The following is a 14,705-nucleotide window of genomic DNA, read 5'->3' as shown; positions in this document are numbered from 1 at the left end:
GGTGGTCCGTCAGAGGCGGGAGAGGTCGAGAAGTGGGACACCGCTGCGCCGTGCGGCAGCGGCCTGTTGGGGATCAAAGGTGGCCAGGGGCAAGCGCAGCGAGCGGGCGAGCCACAGATAGGCTGCATCAAAAGTGGGCAGGCCGGTCTCCAGTGCCACGTCGAGCACAGCCTTGTGCTGGGCAGGGGCCAGTTCGTGGAGTTCCACGCGGTGGCGAATGGCTTCGAGCACACCCCACAGGCCTTCGACAGATGCTGCAGGAATACGCCCGCTGTTCACGCCACTGGCCAGTATGTTGTGGCACTCCCAGTGCCAGAGGTTGGGCGCCTGGGGCTCCACCTCATCGCGGCGGATCAGGGTGTAAAGACGGCGGGTATGTTCACTGGCACTGTCGGGCAGCAGCCAGGCGGCGGTGACCGAGGCGTCCAGTACGAAAGCGGTCATGCGTTGCTCCGACCTGTGCGACGCAGGCGATCCACCGTCGATGACCCTGCGGGTTGAATGCTGGCATGCAGCGCATCCATCTGGCCCAGTTCGCGCGCGATCTGCTCGTCGGAAATCACCGGCCGACGGCGCACTGGCAGCATGCGCACCACCTCTTTTCCGTGGCGGGTGATGCGCACCTCCTCGCCTTGCTCGACCAGTTCGATCAAGGCGGAGAACCTGCTTTTCGCTTCATAGATGCCAACGGACTGCATAAACAAAAAAGTCTGGCCTGAATGATGAATTCAGACCAGACTATATCAGTCTGACCAGATTTTTTCAATCAGGCCAGACTCGGTATCTCCCAAGGTAGATCAGACCCATGCCCTGCTAACGCCCGCGATCCAGGCTAGGGCAGCCGTGCAAGGGCCGCCCCGCCGCACTGGCTGCGTCTCCCTTCCCGAATGGCGCAGCCATTCGAGAGAAGGGGGAAGGCGCGAAGCGACTCAGGGGGTTGTCCCTTAATCAGCGCGGTAGTTCGGCGCTTCCTTGGTGATCTGCACATCGTGCACGTGGCTTTCGCGGATACCGGCGGTGGTGATCTCGACGAACTCGGCCTTGTTGTTCATCTCTTCGATGGTGGCGCAGCCGCAGTAGCCCATGGACGCGCGCACGCCACCGGCCATCTGATAGACGATGGATACCATCGAGCCCTTGTAGGGCACGCGGCCTTCGATGCCTTCGGGCACGAGCTTGTCGGCGTTGGGGTTGCCGGTGCTCGACTCCTGGAAGTAGCGGTCGGCACTGCCCTGCTGCATGGCGCCAATGCTGCCCATGCCACGGTAGCTCTTGTAGCTACGGCCCTGGAACAGGATGACTTCTCCGGGCGCTTCTTCGGTGCCTGCAAACATGCCGCCCATCATCACTGTGCCAGCGCCAGCGGCCAGGGCCTTGGCGATGTCGCCGCTGTAGCGGATACCGCCGTCGGCAATCAGCGGCACGCCCGTGCCCTTGAGCGCGGTGGCCACGTTGTCGATGGCCATGATCTGGGGCACGCCCACACCGGCCACGATGCGGGTGGTGCAGATGGAGCCAGGGCCGATACCGACCTTGACGGCATCCGCGCCCGCCTCGACCAGCGCCAGGGCCGCCGCGCCGGTGGCGATGTTGCCGCCGATCACGTCGATCTGCGGGTAGTTCTGCTTGACCCAGCGCACGCGGTCGATCACGCCCTTGCTGTGGCCGTGGGCCGTGTCCACCACGATGGCGTCCACACCGGCCTTGACCAGGGCTTCGACGCGTTCTTCGGTGCCCTCGCCCACACCCACCGCTGCACCTACGCGCAGACGGCCAGCGGCATCGCGGGCCGCATTGGGGAAGCTGGTCTGCTTGGTGATGTCCTTCACCGTGATCAGGCCCTTGAGCTCAAAGGCGTCGTTCACGACCAGGATGCGTTCGAGCTTGTGCTTGTTGAGCAGCGCCTTGGCTTCGGCCGGCGTGGTGCCCTCTTTTTCATTGACCGTGATGAGCTTCTCGCGCGGGGTCATGATCTGGTGGACCTTGACGTCGTAACGGGTCTCGAAGCGCAGGTCGCGGCCGGTGACGATACCCACCACCTTGCCGCCGTCGCACACGGGAAAGCCCGAAATGCCGAGCTGTTCGGACAACTGCAGCACCTGCAGCACCGTGTGCTCGGGCGTGATGACCACGGGATCACGCAACACGCCAGACTCGTAGCGCTTAACCTTGGCCACATGAGCAGCCTGCTCCTGCGCCGTGAGGTTCTTGTGCACGATGCCGATGCCGCCCTCCTGGGCAATGGCAATGGCCAGACGCGCCTCGGTCACGGTGTCCATGGCGGCGGACACGAGCGGCAGGTTCAGCTGGATATTGCGGGAGAGTTTCGTCGCGAGGGACGTGTCCTTGGGCAGGACCTGGGAGTACGCTGGCACCAGCAACACATCGTCGAAGGTGAGCGCTTTTCCAAGAAGGCGCATGAGAAAGCTCCAAAAGACGGATTGTACCCGCGCCGCGTGTGGTGAAAACGCGCCCGCCCGTCTTCAACGCACTGGCGGGGGGTGAGTCACATGGATAAACTTGTCCGCATGAAAATGCACAAGCTTCTCCTGCTGGCCGTGGCCTGCACCTGGGCCATGGGCGCGGCGGCGCAATGGCAGTGGATCGACAAGGACGGCCGCAAGGTCTTCAGCGACCGCCCTCCACCCCAAGATACCCCGGAAAAGAACATCCTGAAGCAGCCCGGTGGCGGGGTTCCGCGTTCAGCACCCGCTTCAGTGGCAGCCGCGCCAGCGGAAGGAACCCCTGCGGCCACAACCACCGCTGCCGCCTCGGCCACCAAGCCTGCCGCCAGCGCGCCGGGTACCGGCAAAGACAAAGCCCTGGAAGAGAAAAAAGCCCAGGCAGAAGCGGCCGAAGCGGCCAAGAAAAAAGCAGACGAAGAAAAGCTGGCCAAGGCCAAGGCAGACAACTGCACGCGCGCGCGCCAGGCCAAGGCAGCGTTTGACTCGGGCAAACCCATCACCCAGTCCAACGCGCAGGGCGAGCGCATCTTCCTCGACGAAGCTGGCCGGGCGGCGGAATCCAAACGCATCGACGGCATCATTGCCGCCGACTGCAAGCGCTAACCCGAGCCACCCAAGGCGACCTCAGTAGCCCGACTTACCCCCGGGCCGCTGGCGTGCAAAAAGCCCCGTGGTCCGCGCGCCCTGCCGTGCAAAACGTTCACGGCGGGCCACCTTGGGGTCCACTTTCAGTGGGCGGTAGACCTCCACACGGTCCAGATGTCTGATTGCGGCGTCAGGCAACACTGCACGCCCCCAGATGCCCAGGGTCGGCCGGTGGTCTGCACTGCCCTGCGGCCCCAGTGCGCCATCCGCCCCACACGCCCGCAACGCATCAGCCACGGTGGCACCTTCGGGCAGTTGAAGTACCCATTCCTGCGTTTTGCGAGGAGCAATACAGACCACCACCGTGACCTGCACAGTGCTCCCCGGCACCCGCTCAGCCATACACCTGCTCCGCACGCTTCACAAAGGCATCGACCATGCTGCCAGCGATGCGGTCAAACACCGGGCCCACAAGCGCCGCGAGCGTGGCACTGTCAAAACCGTAGTTCAGCAGCAACTCCACCTTGCATGCGCGCTGCGAACCATCGCCCACCGGGTGGAAGTGCCAATCGCCATCCAGGCGGGAGAACGGCCCTTTGATGAGATGCATCTGCACGCGCCGACCTGCCTCGTGGGTATTGCGCGTCACAAAGGTCTGGCGGATGCCGCTGAACGCAATGCCCACTTCGGCGGTCATGCCGTCCTCGGTCTGCTCCAGCACGCCCGCGTGATCGCACCATGGCAGAAACTGGGGGTAGTGTTCCACCCCGGTGACCAGGGCAAACATTTCTTCGGGGCTGTACCAAATGAGGACGGACTTGTGAACGGTTTTCATGCAGACTGTGCCTGGCATCGGTGTGCGCCAAGCGGAGGAAATTAGAATCGCTGCCAGCGACACCCACACATTGTAGGGAGGCCTTTTAACTCCCGGTTTGTGCCGCATCTACCTCTTCATGGCCAAAAAACCCGATCCTACGTCCCGCATTGCCGACAACAAGAAAGCGGCCTACAACTATTTCTTCGAGGAACGCCACGAGGCGGGCATGGTGCTGCACGGCTGGGAGGTCAAGGCCCTGCGCGAAGGCAAGGTGCAGCTGACCGATGGCTACGTGCTGATCCGCGATGGCGAGCTGTATCTGCTCGGCTGCCTGATCCATGCGCTCAAGACCGCCTCCACCCACGTCAACCCCGAATCGGCGCGCACCAAGAAACTGCTGCTCAAGAAAGACGACATCAAGCGCCTGATCGGCAAGGTCGAGCAAAAAGGCTACACGCTGGTGCCGCTCAATCTGCACTGGAAAAACGGCTTTGTGAAATGCGAAATTGCCCTGGCCAAGGGCAAGGCTGAGCACGACAAGCGCGACACCATCAAGGACCGCGAAGGCAAGCGCGAGGTGGAACGCGCCATGAAAAGTCGCAGCCGCTGAGGCATGCGTGCGATGCGGTCTGCGCTCACCCAGCCCAGCCCTTGAGATTTTTTTGTGACGCCGTGGAATAAACCGCTGCGCCCATGTGTTTGTCCCGGTGCAAGGCAGCATTCGCCTCCGCCTGCACCACACCCTGGAGAAACCCATGAAAAAACTGATCTCGATGGCCGCCTTCGTCGCAGCAGCCGCACTGGCCGGCTGCGCCACCATGAACGACTCGCCCGTGAAGACCATGGACGGCGTACTGGTCGGAGCGGGCGGCATGACGCTGTACACGTTCGACCGCGACGCGGCAGGCAGTGGCAAGTCGGTGTGTAACGGCCCCTGCGCCACCAACTGGCCACCACTCATGGCCAGCAAGGCACCCGGTGGCGACTACAGCGTCATCACCCGTGACGATGGCAAGACCCAACTGGCCTACAAGGGCAAGCCGCTCTACTACTGGATCAAGGACACCAAGCCCGGCGACAAAACCGGCGACGGGGTGAACCAGGTCTGGCGCACCGCACGGCCCTGAGAACCCTTTAACGCCGCACAGGCCCCACACGGCATGAACCGCACCCAGGTCATCGAACAACTGCCCGGCCTGCGCCGGTACGCGCGGGTGCTCACAGGCGATGCCTGGGCGGCCGATGATCTGGTGCAGGACACGCTGGAACGTGCCTGCAGCAAGTGGTTGCTGTGGCGCACGGGCAGCGACCTGCGCGCGTGGTTGTTCACTCTGATGCACAACCTGTACCTCAACCAACGCCGTGCGCTGCCCGCGCTGGCGCAGGTGGACATCGACGACATTCACGACCAGTTGCCGGGTGCCCGCGCTCCCTCGGATGACGCCCTGGATCTGGAGCGCTGTCTGCAGCGCCTGCCCACCGACCAGCGGGCCGTGCTGCTGCTGGTGGCCATGGAGGACATGAGCTACGAGGACACCGCGCGCATTCTGGGCATTCCGGCAGGCACTGTGATGTCACGCCTGTCCCGCGCCCGCACGCGCCTGCGCGCGCTGATGGACCGAGAGCCCGCGCCCAGCCCTATACCGGCTGACCACGCAGACGCACCCGCAGCAGGCGCAGTGCCTGTGCTGCGTCGCCTCAAATAAAAAAGAGCCATGACCCGCCCCCCCACCATGGACCCGATCCACCCTGCCCCCCACCCACGCGCTGGCGAAAGCAGCACCTGGCACGCCCTCGTGGACGGCCAATTGCCGCCCGCACAGGCGCAGGCGCTGCGCGAGCAATTGCAGGATGATCAGGAAGCGCAGGCCACACTGGCGCACTGGCAGGCACAGCGAGAGCAGCTACACGCCCTGCACCAGGACCTGCTCCACGCCCCCGTGCCCGATACGTTGATGGCCGCAGCATTGCGGGCCACGGACCGCCGGGAGCAGCAGGCGCAGTGGTGGCGTTGGGGTGGCATGGCCGCCTCCGTGTTGCTGGCCTTTGTGCTGGGGTGGACGGGACGCGGCCAGTGGCCCGCCGTGGCACCCGGCAAAACGCTGGCGACGGGCAACGGCACCACGCTGCTGGCTGCCGAACCGGCACAACGCTTTGCCCAGCAAGCCGCAGTCGCCCACGCGGTGTACCAGCCCGAAGTCCGCCACCCCGTGGAAGTTACAGCCGCCCAGCAAGACCACCTGGTGCAATGGCTGTCCAAGCGGCTGGACCGCCCGCTCAAGGTTCCCGCGCTGGGCGCGCAGGGTTATGAACTGGTGGGCGGTCGCTTGTTGCCTGGCGACACCGGGGTGCGCGCGCAGTTCATGTACCAGAACAGCGCAGGCCAGCGGATCACACTGTACCTGGGCGCCTTGGCTGCGGCATCCACCAGCCCTGGCCCCGCCAGCGACAACACGCCCCGTCCACAGCCACCGACCACCGCAAGCACGACCGCATTCCAGTTCACGCAAGAAGGCCCGGTGCCAGGCTTTTACTGGATGGACGCGGGCTTTGGCTACGCCTTGAGCGGACAGCTGTCCCGCACCGAGCTGCTGAGCTTGGCGACAGCGGCGTACCAACAGCTGAACCCCTGACGCGCCGCCAGCGACTCTCCGGGTGGCCTGCCCGGCTACAACCTTCGCCGATCAGGACAAATGGGCCAGCGGGTGGGCGTGTGCAGGCCAGGGACTGGTGAAGAACTGCGCCACCATATCGGGCGTCACGTCTTCGATGCGGCCCGGGTTCCATTGGGGCGCATGGTCTTTGTCCACGGCCAGGGCTCGGATGCCCTCCACCGTTTCGCTCTGGCCGGGGCGCAGGAAGAAGCAGTGGCGCACCATGTCGCGCTCCATGCGCAGGTCGTCGGCCAAGCCCATGTCCCGTGCGCGGCGGATTTGTTCCAGCACCACGTGCAGCATGAGGGGCGAGCGCTTGCGCAGCGTGGCCGCCGTGGCGCGTGCCCAGTCACTGTCGGCCGCTTCAAGCGCCGCCACGATCTCGCCCACGCTGCCCAACGAAAAATATTGGTCAATTTGGCCCCTAGCGCTTTTCTGCAAAGCGCTAGCAGCTACAAATTTAGAAGCAACATAGTCTTTGACGGCAGCACCGCTGGCAAAGCTCTGGGTGCCCAGCGCCTCCCACACGGCCGCTTGCTGGTCAGCAGGCAGACAACCGTCCGCCAACCGGTTTTCGATGGCATCACCGGCGCCAATGGTGTCGCCGGTGAGCGCCAGCCATTCGCCCACACGACCGGGACACCGGCTCAGAAAATAGCCCCCCCCCACATCCGGGAACAGGCCAATGGCCGTCTCCGGCATGGCCATCTTCGTGCGCTCGGTCACCACGCGCAGGGCGGCGCCCTGGCTGATGCCCATGCCGCCGCCCATCACGATGCCGTCCATGAAGGCGATGTAGGGCTTGGCGTAGTTGTGGATCAGGTGGTTGAGCGCGTACTCCTCGGTGAAGAAGTCCTCGATCAGCGGGTTGCCCTGGCTGCCCGCCTGGTGCAAAAAGCGGATGTCTCCACCGGCGCAGAAGGCACCAAACGGGCCTTCCTTGTTGCTGCCACGGATGGCCACGGCCAGCACCCGCGCATCGTTTTGCCATGCCAGCAAGATGCCCATGAGGTCACGCACCATGCCCAGCGAGAGGGCATTGAGCGCACGCGGGCGGTTCAACGTGATGAAGCCCACCTGGCCTCGCACTTCACTCAACACATCAGACAATACCGTCTCCGTCATTTTTGTTCCTTCCAACCCAATAGTTCATTAAAAACCAGCGCACCGATCACGAGCACGCCTCCCGTCAGCACCGCCGGAGCAGGCTTTTCGCCTGCGCCCAGCCAGGCCAGCAAAATTCCAAAGATGACTTCGAGCAAGCCGAGCAACGCCATCTCTGGCGCCTTGAGCACCCGGCCGCAGCGCACGGCCAGCACACAAGGGATGGCCAATTGCACCACGCCCAACAGCGCCAGCAGGGCCAGGTCATGCCCTGAAGCCTGAAAAGGCAGCGCCAACGGCAACGTAGCCACCACCGAGATCACCGCGCCGACCAGCACCGCAGGCACCAGGTCCACCGCATGGCCGTGGCGCTGCGAATGCTGCACCACCGTCCAGTTGATGGCGGCTGCCACCGGCACACACAGCGCCACCAGCGTACCTGCCAGGGGCAGGCCCGCCATCTGCGAACCATACATCCACCCAATGCCCAGCCCCGCCACGGCAATCGCGGCCCAGGTGCGCGGGGCGATGTGGTGGCCGATAAAAATGCGCGCGAACAACGCCGTGAGCAGCGGCCCCACGGCCATCGTGACCAGCACGTTGGCCACCGGCATGAGCACCAGCGCCACCATGAATGCCGTGAACATCACGCTCCAGCACACGCCAGAGATCCACAGCGCACGGCCGCTGTGGCGCATGGAGGCGAACACCGCCCTGCCCTGCAGCGCAGGCAGGATGACCAGCAGCGACAGCAGCGTGAAGAAGCTGCGCCAGAAGGTCACCTCAAAGCTCGCCGCATGCTCCAGGTGGCGCGTGACCACACCGGCAATGGACCACATGAGGGTCACGGCCACCATCAGCGCCACGGCACGGGAATGTGTCAATTTCAACAGAGGCTCCAGGATTCAGACGGCAAAAAGGCCACTGCGTCGCAGTGGCCCCTTTTTGAACGTGCTCTGAGCGCTTCTCTGAACGCTCCGCCGATCAGGACCGTGCAGCGCGCTTGCGCTCGTTCTCGGTCAGGTGGCGCTTGCGCAGGCGCACAGACTTGGGCGTGATCTCGACCAGTTCATCGTCCTCGATGAATTCCACGCCGTATTCCAGCGTCAGGTCGATCGGGGGCGTGATCTTGATCGCGTCTTCCTTGCCAGAGACACGGAAGTTGGTCAGCTGCTTGGTGCGCGTGGCGTTCACGATCAGGTCGTTGTCGCGGCTGTGGATGCCCACGATCATGCCTTCGTACACGGGGTCGTTCGCCTTCACGAACATGCGGCCACGGTCGTCCAGCTTGCCCAGGGCGTAGGTGAAGATTTCACCATCGTCCATGGAGATCAGCACACCGTTCTTGCGGCCACCGATGTCGCCCTTGTGCGGCTCGTAGCTGTCGAAGATGTTGGAGATCAGGCCGGAACCACGTGTCAGGTTCAGGAATTCGTTGGTGAAACCGATCAGGCCACGTGCGGGGATGCGGTATTCCAGGCGTACGCGGCCACGGCCGTCGGACTCCATGTTCACCAGCTCGCCCTTGCGCTCGCCCAGGGCCTGCATCACGCCGCCCTGGTGGCCTTCTTCGATGTCCACCGTCACCAGCTCGATAGGCTCGTGCTTCACGCCGTCAATGTCCTTGAACACCACGCGGGGCTTGGACACGGCCAGCTCGTAGCCTTCACGGCGCATGTTTTCCAAGAGGATGGTCAGGTGCAGTTCACCCCGGCCCATCACTTCGAAGATACCTTCTTCATCGGTCTCGGACACGCGCAGGGCCACGTTGTGCTGCAGCTCCTTTTGCAGACGGTCCCAGATCTGGCGGCTGGTCACGAACTTGCCTTCGCGGCCGGCCAGGGGCGAGGTGTTCACGCAGAAGTTCATGGTCAGCGTGGGCTCGTCCACCTTCAGCATGGGCAGCGGCGACGGGTTGGCGGGGTCGGTCACGGTCACGCCGATGCCGATGTCTTCGATGCCGTTGATCAGCACGATGTCGCCAGGGCCCGCCAGCGGCGTCTGCATGCGATCAAGGCCCTGGAAGGTCAGCACCTGGTTGACACGGCCCTTGACGGACTTGCCATCGGGGCCTTCCATGACGAGCACATCCTGGCCGGGCTTGATGGTGCCCTGGCTGATGCGGCCCACGCCGATGCGGCCCACAAAGGTGGAGAAGTCCAGCGCCGAAATCTGCAGTTGCAGCGGAGCGGCTGGGTCACCCGTGTTCGGTGGAACGTGCGAGAGGATCGTGTCGAACAGGGCCGACATGTCGGGACCCCACTGCTCGCCCGGCGCGCCTTCTTCCAGCGACGACCAGCCGTTGATGCCCGATGCGTACACCACGGGGAAGTCGAGCTGTTCGTCGGTGGCACCGAGCTTGTCGAACAGGTCGAAAGCGGCATTCACCACCTTGTCGGGGTTGGCACCGGGCTTGTCCACCTTGTTCACCACCAGGATGGGGCGCAGGCCCAGAGCCAGGGCCTTCTTGGTCACGAAACGCGTCTGGGGCATGGGGCCTTCTTGCGCGTCGATCAGCAGCACCACGCTGTCCACCATGGACAGCGCACGCTCCACTTCCCCGCCGAAGTCCGCGTGGCCGGGGGTGTCCACGATGTTGATGTGCGTGCCCTTCCAGCTCACGGCGCAGTTCTTGGCCAGGATGGTAATGCCACGCTCTTTTTCAATCGCGTTGTTGTCCATCACGGTGTCAACGACCTTTTCGTGGTCGGCGAAGGTGCCGGACTGGCGCAGCAGCTGGTCGACCATGGTGGTTTTGCCGTGGTCAACGTGGGCAATGATCGCGATATTGCGGATTTGTTTCGTCGTCATAGTTTTTCCAATGTGCCGCTGGCTTGAGGGTGCGGCATGCCTTCCAAAATTTGTTGAATTTCCAGCGGACTCAGGAGCCTGTCCGGCACCAGCTCCCCGCCCACGATGTGGCCCACCCCCAGCAGTGCCGGAGGATTCTCGCCGAACACCGCCACGGCACTGGCATCGGGCCAGGTGCCACGGCGACGCACGCCCGACAGGAATCGGGCTGCATTCTCGCCGTCCAGCGTGACACGCACGTGTTGTGCCAGCAGCGACTCGGGCGCCTCCAGGCTGGCCAGGCGCTCCGCCTCCGGCATGGCTTCCAGCTGGGCCAGCGTGACGCAGCGCTCCACACCGATTCCACCCGTGTCGATGCGGCGCAAGAAGGTCAGGTGCGCGCCGCAACCCAGCGCCGCCCCGATGTCTTCACCCAGCGTGCGGATGTAGGTGCCTTTGCTGCAAGTTACTATTATTTTGATAGCTACTTGCGCTTTATCTGTCTGCGTCAGGGTCAGTTTTAATGCATGAATGACGACATCGCGCGCTTCACGCTCTACCGTGACACCTGCTCGCGCGTACTCGTACAGCGCCTTGCCGTCTTTCTTGAGCGCACTGTGCATCGGCGGCACCTGGCGAATAGGGCCGGTGAACTGCTCTTGCACGGCCGCAAGACGCTCAGGGGTCAGCTGTGCCAAGTCCACATCACAGCGTTGCACCACATCGCCTTCAGCGTCGCCGGTGGTGGTGGTGGTGCCCAGCAGTGCAACGGCTTCGTAGGTCTTGGGCGCATCCAGCTGCAGCTGGCTGAACTTGGTGGCCGCGCCAAAACACAGCGGCAACACGCCGGTGGCCAATGGGTCCAGCGTGCCGGTATGGCCCGCCTTTTCGGCGCGCAAGAGCCATTTCGCCTTTTGCAAGGCGTCGTTGCTCGAAAGGCCGAGCGGTTTGTCGAGCAGCAACACCCCATGCACAGGGCGCCGCTGCACCCTGGTGCGAGGCGCGTGCATGGACTACTCCTCTTTTGCGCGGGAAGAAACTGCCTTGGCGATCAAGGCATTCATGTCGGCCGCACGCTCGGAGGTGCGGTCGAACACGAAGTGCAGCGTGGGCACCGTGTGGATGTGCAGGCGCTTGAACAAGCCGTTGCGCAGGAAACCCGCAGCCTGGTTGAGCGCCGCCTGTGTCTCCACAGGGTCGCCCGTCAACAGGCTGAAGAACACCTTGGCGTGTGCGTAGTCTGGAGTCACCTCCACACCCTGCAGCGTCACCATGCCCACACGCGGATCTTTCAACTCGCGCGCGATCAGCTCCGTCAGATCGCGCTGGATCTGATCGGCGACCTTGAAGGCGCGGTTGGGGGTGGAAGATTTCTTCGCAGCCATGTCGTCGTCACCGATGCCTTACAGCGTCCGCGCGATTTCCTTGATGTCAAAGAATTCGAGGTGATCGCCTTCCTTGATGTCGTTGTAGTTCTTGAGCTTGATACCGCACTCAAAGCCTTCCTTGACATCCTTGACATCGTCCTTGAGGCGCTTGATCGAATCGACTTCGCCGGTGTAGACCACCACGTTGTCGCGCAGCAGGCGGAAGCGTGCATTGCGATGGACCATGCCCGAGGTGATGTACGAACCGGCAATCGTGCCGATCTTGGTCGCCACGAACACCGTGCGGATCTCGGCCGTACCGATGATTTCCTCGCGCTGCTCTGGAGCCAGCATCCCGGACATCGCCACCCGCAGCTCGTCCACAGCGTCGTAAATGATGCTGTAGTAGTGCAGATCGACGCCATTGCCCTCGGCCAGCTTGCGCGCGCCGGCATCGGCCCGCACGTTGAAGCCGATCACGATGGCCTTGGAGGCGATCGCCAGGTTGATGTCCGACTCGCTGATGGCGCCCACTGCGGCGTACACCAGCTGCACCTTGACTTCGTCGGTCGACAGCTTGAGCAGCGACTGCGCCAGCGCTTCCTGCGAACCCTGCACGTCGGCCTTGACGATGATGGGCAACATCTTCACTTCGCCCGCCGTCATGTCGGCAAACATGTTTTCCAGCTTGGCGGCCTGTTGCTTGGCCAGCTTGGTGTTGCGGAACTTGCCGGCACGGTAGGTCGCGATTTCGCGGGCACGGCGTTCGTCCGTGAGCACCATGAATTCGTCGCCGGCCTGCGGCACTTCCGTCAGACCCTGGATTTCCACCGGGATCGACGGGCCTGCCGTCTTGGCGACCTTGCCGTTTTCGTCCAGCATGGCGCGCACGCGGCCATAGGTCTGGCCAGCCAGCACAATATCGCCCACCTTGAGCGTGCCGGACTGCACCAGCACCGTGGCTACAGGGCCGCGGCCCTTGTCGAGCTGGGCTTCGATCACCAGACCCTTGGCCAATGAATCGACCGGTGCCTTGAGTTCCAGCACTTCGGCCTGCAGCAGCACTTGCTCCAGCAGGGTGTCGATGCCCATGCCGGTCTTGGAAGACACCGGCACGAAAGGCGAATCGCCACCGTACTCTTCAGGCACCACCTCTTCGACCACCAGCTCCTGCTTGACGCGGTCGGGGTTGGCATCGGGCTTGTCGGCCTTGGTGATCGCCACCACGATAGGAACACCAGCCGCCTTGGCGTGCTTGATGGCTTCCTTGGTCTGGGGCATGACACCGTCGTCGGCCGCCACCACCAGGATCACGATGTCCGTGGCCTGGGCACCACGGGCACGCATGGCCGTGAAGGCCTCGTGGCCCGGGGTGTCAAGGAACGACACCATGCCGCGTGGTGTTTCCACGTGGTAGGCACCGATGTGCTGCGTGATGCCACCGGCTTCACCCGCAGCCACCTTGGCGCGGCGAATGTAATCGAGCAGCGAGGTCTTGCCATGGTCCACGTGGCCCATGACGGTCACCACAGGAGCACGTGGCAACAATTCCACGTTCTGCTGGGTCGTATCGTCGTCGGTAAAGGCTTCTGGATCGTCCAGCGCTGCCACCACCGCCTTGTGGCCCAGTTCTTCCACCACGATCATGGCGGTGTCCTGGTCCAGCGGCTGGTTGATGGTGACCATCTGTCCCATCTTCATCAGCGCCTTGATCACTTCAGACGCCTTGATCGACATCTTGTGTGCCAGCTCTGCCACAGTGATGGTTTCGGGCACATGCACTTCAATGATGCGCGCCTCGACCGGTGCGGACTGCTGGTGATCGTCGCGATGGTCGCGGCTGTCGCCACGACGGCCACGCGGGCCACCACGCCAGTTGTTGCGACCGACACCGCCGCTGCTGTCGCCACGGGTCTTGATTTCTTTCTTCTTGGCAGTGTCGTTGGCCCAGCTGGAGGACAGCTTGGCCGACTTCACTTCCTTGCCAGCGCCTGGCGCACCCGCGCCTGCCCCGGCAGTGGCGGGTGCGCCTGCGCGCGCCACACCGGTACCAACAGCCGGCTTGTGGAGGGTGCCCTTCTTGGCATCCCCCACGGCAGCGGGCTTGGCCACTGGTTTGGGTTCTTCTGGCTTCTTGGCCACCATGACCGCCTTCTTGGGCGTGGCCATCATGGACCGGATCGCAGCAGCTTCCGCTTCGGCCTTGCGGCGACGGGCGTCCAGGTCAGCAGCGCGCGCTGTTTCCTCGTCGGCGCGTGCCTTGGATTCAGCGGCAGCCTTTTCGCGGGCTTCGGTTTGGGCTGCATTGCGTGCAGCGGCTTCGGCCGCTTGCTCGCGGGTGGCCTCCTGCTTGACAGCAGAGGCTTGTGCCTTCTTCTCGGCTTCCTGGGCGGCATAGGCGGCAGCGCGCTCTTCAGCTTCACGCTCGCGCTTCTCACGCGCTTCGCGCTCGGCACGCTTTTCGGCCAGCTCCGTCTCCTGGCGGCGGATCAGCTCGGCCTGGCGGCGAGCTTCTTCCTCGCGGCGGGACAGTTCCAGGTCTTCGCTGGAAACAGCGGCCTCTTCCGCGGCGGCGGGCGCGTGGGATTCGGCAGATGCCTCGGCACCTTCGTCGCGCTGGATGAACGTGCGCTTCTTGCGCACTTCCACCTGGATCGTGCGGGCCTTGCCCGTGGCATCCGCCTGCTTGATCTCGCTGGTGGACTTCTTCACCAGCGTGATCTTCTTGCGGTCGGCCGAAGCCGTGCCGTGGCTGGCCTGCAAATAAGCAAGCAGCTTTTGCTTGTCCGACTCGGTCAACGCGTCGGAAGGGGCGGCCTTGCCCACGCCCGCAGCTTTGAGCTGGTCGAGCAGGGTTTCAGGCGATTTTTTGAGTTCGGTTGCAAACTCGGCGACAGTATTACTGGACATATGTGGTTCGTGC

At 63.8% G+C, this 14,705-nt stretch carries 16 protein-coding genes; 5 read left to right on the top strand and 11 right to left on the bottom strand.

Annotated elements, in window-relative coordinates:
* Window positions 1-9: 9 nt before the first annotated feature.
* The 3 genes from ACQ4MJ_RS05735 to guaB all read right to left on the bottom strand — a co-directional run bounded on the left by ACQ4MJ_RS05735 (window position 10) and on the right by guaB (window position 2,420).
* Window positions 10-444, bottom strand: a complete 435-nt coding sequence (locus ACQ4MJ_RS05735) for a type II toxin-antitoxin system VapC family toxin (RefSeq protein ID WP_431149577.1) — start codon at window positions 442-444, stop codon at window positions 10-12.
* Window positions 441-698, bottom strand: coding sequence for a type II toxin-antitoxin system Phd/YefM family antitoxin (locus ACQ4MJ_RS05730; protein WP_431149578.1), 258 nt, complete (start codon window positions 696-698; stop codon window positions 441-443). The genes ACQ4MJ_RS05735 and ACQ4MJ_RS05730 overlap by 4 nt, the downstream gene beginning before the upstream one ends.
* A gap of 246 nt (window positions 699-944) precedes the next feature.
* Complete coding sequence (guaB, locus tag ACQ4MJ_RS05725; protein ID WP_055398151.1) at window positions 945-2,420, bottom strand: IMP dehydrogenase; 1,476 nt, start codon at window positions 2,418-2,420, stop codon at window positions 945-947.
* A gap of 108 nt (window positions 2,421-2,528) precedes the next feature.
* Here guaB and ACQ4MJ_RS05720 point away from each other — a divergent pair, with 108 nt between their 5' ends.
* Window positions 2,529-3,068 (top strand): DUF4124 domain-containing protein, encoded by a 540-nt coding sequence (locus tag ACQ4MJ_RS05720; RefSeq protein ID WP_431149579.1) that lies wholly within the window; start codon window positions 2,529-2,531, stop codon window positions 3,066-3,068.
* Between the two features lie 21 nt (window positions 3,069-3,089).
* Here ACQ4MJ_RS05720 and ACQ4MJ_RS05715 read toward each other — a convergent pair whose 3' ends face one another.
* Window positions 3,090-3,452 (bottom strand): RnfH family protein, encoded by a 363-nt coding sequence (locus ACQ4MJ_RS05715; protein ID WP_228897896.1) that lies wholly within the window; start codon window positions 3,450-3,452, stop codon window positions 3,090-3,092.
* Window positions 3,445-3,885 (bottom strand): type II toxin-antitoxin system RatA family toxin, encoded by a 441-nt coding sequence (locus ACQ4MJ_RS05710; protein ID WP_121420481.1) that lies wholly within the window; start codon window positions 3,883-3,885, stop codon window positions 3,445-3,447. Before ACQ4MJ_RS05710 ends, ACQ4MJ_RS05715 begins: the two co-directional genes overlap by 8 nt.
* A 118-nt stretch (window positions 3,886-4,003) precedes the next feature.
* On the opposite strand from ACQ4MJ_RS05710, the gene smpB reads away from it, so the two are divergent.
* The 4 genes from smpB (at window position 4,004) to ACQ4MJ_RS05690 (ending at window position 6,500) form a co-directional block, all read left to right on the top strand.
* Window positions 4,004-4,477 (top strand): SsrA-binding protein SmpB, encoded by a 474-nt coding sequence (gene smpB / locus ACQ4MJ_RS05705; protein WP_055398252.1) that lies wholly within the window; start codon window positions 4,004-4,006, stop codon window positions 4,475-4,477.
* Between the two features lie 145 nt (window positions 4,478-4,622).
* Window positions 4,623-4,994 (top strand): COG4315 family predicted lipoprotein, encoded by a 372-nt coding sequence (locus ACQ4MJ_RS05700; RefSeq protein WP_199726981.1) that lies wholly within the window; start codon window positions 4,623-4,625, stop codon window positions 4,992-4,994.
* Between the two features lie 33 nt (window positions 4,995-5,027).
* Complete coding sequence (locus ACQ4MJ_RS05695) at window positions 5,028-5,573, top strand: RNA polymerase sigma factor (RefSeq protein ID WP_431149580.1); 546 nt, start codon at window positions 5,028-5,030, stop codon at window positions 5,571-5,573.
* Between the two features lie 9 nt (window positions 5,574-5,582).
* Window positions 5,583-6,500: an anti-sigma factor family protein gene (locus ACQ4MJ_RS05690; protein ID WP_431149581.1), complete on the top strand. Its 918-nt coding sequence runs from the start codon at window positions 5,583-5,585 to the stop codon at window positions 6,498-6,500.
* A gap of 51 nt (window positions 6,501-6,551) precedes the next feature.
* Here ACQ4MJ_RS05690 and ACQ4MJ_RS05685 read toward each other — a convergent pair whose 3' ends face one another.
* From ACQ4MJ_RS05685 to infB, 6 genes are all read right to left on the bottom strand, one after another.
* Window positions 6,552-7,646, bottom strand: coding sequence for an enoyl-CoA hydratase/isomerase family protein (locus ACQ4MJ_RS05685; protein ID WP_431149582.1), 1,095 nt, complete (start codon window positions 7,644-7,646; stop codon window positions 6,552-6,554).
* Window positions 7,643-8,518 (bottom strand): DMT family transporter, encoded by an 876-nt coding sequence (locus ACQ4MJ_RS05680; RefSeq protein WP_121506028.1) that lies wholly within the window; start codon window positions 8,516-8,518, stop codon window positions 7,643-7,645. Before ACQ4MJ_RS05680 ends, ACQ4MJ_RS05685 begins: the two co-directional genes overlap by 4 nt.
* 91 nt (window positions 8,519-8,609) lie before the next feature.
* Entirely contained in the window at window positions 8,610-10,436 is a 1,827-nt protein-coding gene (typA, locus tag ACQ4MJ_RS05675; protein WP_055398157.1) for a translational GTPase TypA, read from the bottom strand.
* Window positions 10,433-11,425, bottom strand: a complete 993-nt coding sequence (truB, locus tag ACQ4MJ_RS05670; protein ID WP_218300145.1) for a tRNA pseudouridine(55) synthase TruB — start codon at window positions 11,423-11,425, stop codon at window positions 10,433-10,435. Before truB ends, typA begins: the two co-directional genes overlap by 4 nt.
* A gap of 3 nt (window positions 11,426-11,428) precedes the next feature.
* Complete coding sequence (gene rbfA, locus ACQ4MJ_RS05665) at window positions 11,429-11,800, bottom strand: 30S ribosome-binding factor RbfA (RefSeq protein WP_010458038.1); 372 nt, start codon at window positions 11,798-11,800, stop codon at window positions 11,429-11,431.
* Window positions 11,801-11,818: 18 nt separating this feature from the next.
* Window positions 11,819-14,692 (bottom strand): translation initiation factor IF-2, encoded by a 2,874-nt coding sequence (gene infB / locus ACQ4MJ_RS05660; protein ID WP_121506026.1) that lies wholly within the window; start codon window positions 14,690-14,692, stop codon window positions 11,819-11,821.
* Window positions 14,693-14,705: the final 13 nt, after the last annotated feature.

The sequence above is a fragment of the Acidovorax facilis genome (genome assembly GCF_050626955.1).
Lineage (GTDB): Bacteria > Pseudomonadota > Gammaproteobacteria > Burkholderiales > Burkholderiaceae_C > Acidovorax > Acidovorax facilis.
This window is presented reverse-complemented; position numbering and strand designations above follow the sequence as displayed.

Excerpts from the sequence above, each read along its gene's own strand:
- ACQ4MJ_RS05735 (WP_431149577.1), bottom strand. The coding sequence starts at position 444 with ATGACCGCTTTCGTACTGGACGCCTCGGTCACCGCCGCCTGGCTGCTG.
- ACQ4MJ_RS05730 (WP_431149578.1), bottom strand. The coding sequence starts at position 698 with ATGCAGTCCGTTGGCATCTATGAAGCGAAAAGCAGGTTCTCCGCCTTG.
- guaB (WP_055398151.1), bottom strand. The coding sequence starts at position 2,420 with ATGCGCCTTCTTGGAAAAGCGCTCACCTTCGACGATGTGTTGCTGGTG.
- ACQ4MJ_RS05720 (WP_431149579.1), top strand. The coding sequence starts at position 2,529 with ATGAAAATGCACAAGCTTCTCCTGCTGGCCGTGGCCTGCACCTGGGCC.
- ACQ4MJ_RS05715 (WP_228897896.1), bottom strand. The coding sequence starts at position 3,452 with ATGGCTGAGCGGGTGCCGGGGAGCACTGTGCAGGTCACGGTGGTGGTC.
- ACQ4MJ_RS05710 (WP_121420481.1), bottom strand. The coding sequence starts at position 3,885 with ATGAAAACCGTTCACAAGTCCGTCCTCATTTGGTACAGCCCCGAAGAA.
- smpB (WP_055398252.1), top strand. The coding sequence starts at position 4,004 with ATGGCCAAAAAACCCGATCCTACGTCCCGCATTGCCGACAACAAGAAA.
- ACQ4MJ_RS05700 (WP_199726981.1), top strand. The coding sequence starts at position 4,623 with ATGAAAAAACTGATCTCGATGGCCGCCTTCGTCGCAGCAGCCGCACTG.
- ACQ4MJ_RS05695 (WP_431149580.1), top strand. The coding sequence starts at position 5,028 with ATGAACCGCACCCAGGTCATCGAACAACTGCCCGGCCTGCGCCGGTAC.
- ACQ4MJ_RS05690 (WP_431149581.1), top strand. The coding sequence starts at position 5,583 with ATGACCCGCCCCCCCACCATGGACCCGATCCACCCTGCCCCCCACCCA.
- ACQ4MJ_RS05685 (WP_431149582.1), bottom strand. The coding sequence starts at position 7,646 with ATGACGGAGACGGTATTGTCTGATGTGTTGAGTGAAGTGCGAGGCCAG.
- typA (WP_055398157.1), bottom strand. The coding sequence starts at position 10,436 with ATGACGACGAAACAAATCCGCAATATCGCGATCATTGCCCACGTTGAC.
- truB (WP_218300145.1), bottom strand. The coding sequence starts at position 11,425 with ATGCACGCGCCTCGCACCAGGGTGCAGCGGCGCCCTGTGCATGGGGTG.
- rbfA (WP_010458038.1), bottom strand. The coding sequence starts at position 11,800 with ATGGCTGCGAAGAAATCTTCCACCCCCAACCGCGCCTTCAAGGTCGCC.
- infB (WP_121506026.1), bottom strand. The coding sequence starts at position 14,692 with ATGTCCAGTAATACTGTCGCCGAGTTTGCAACCGAACTCAAAAAATCG.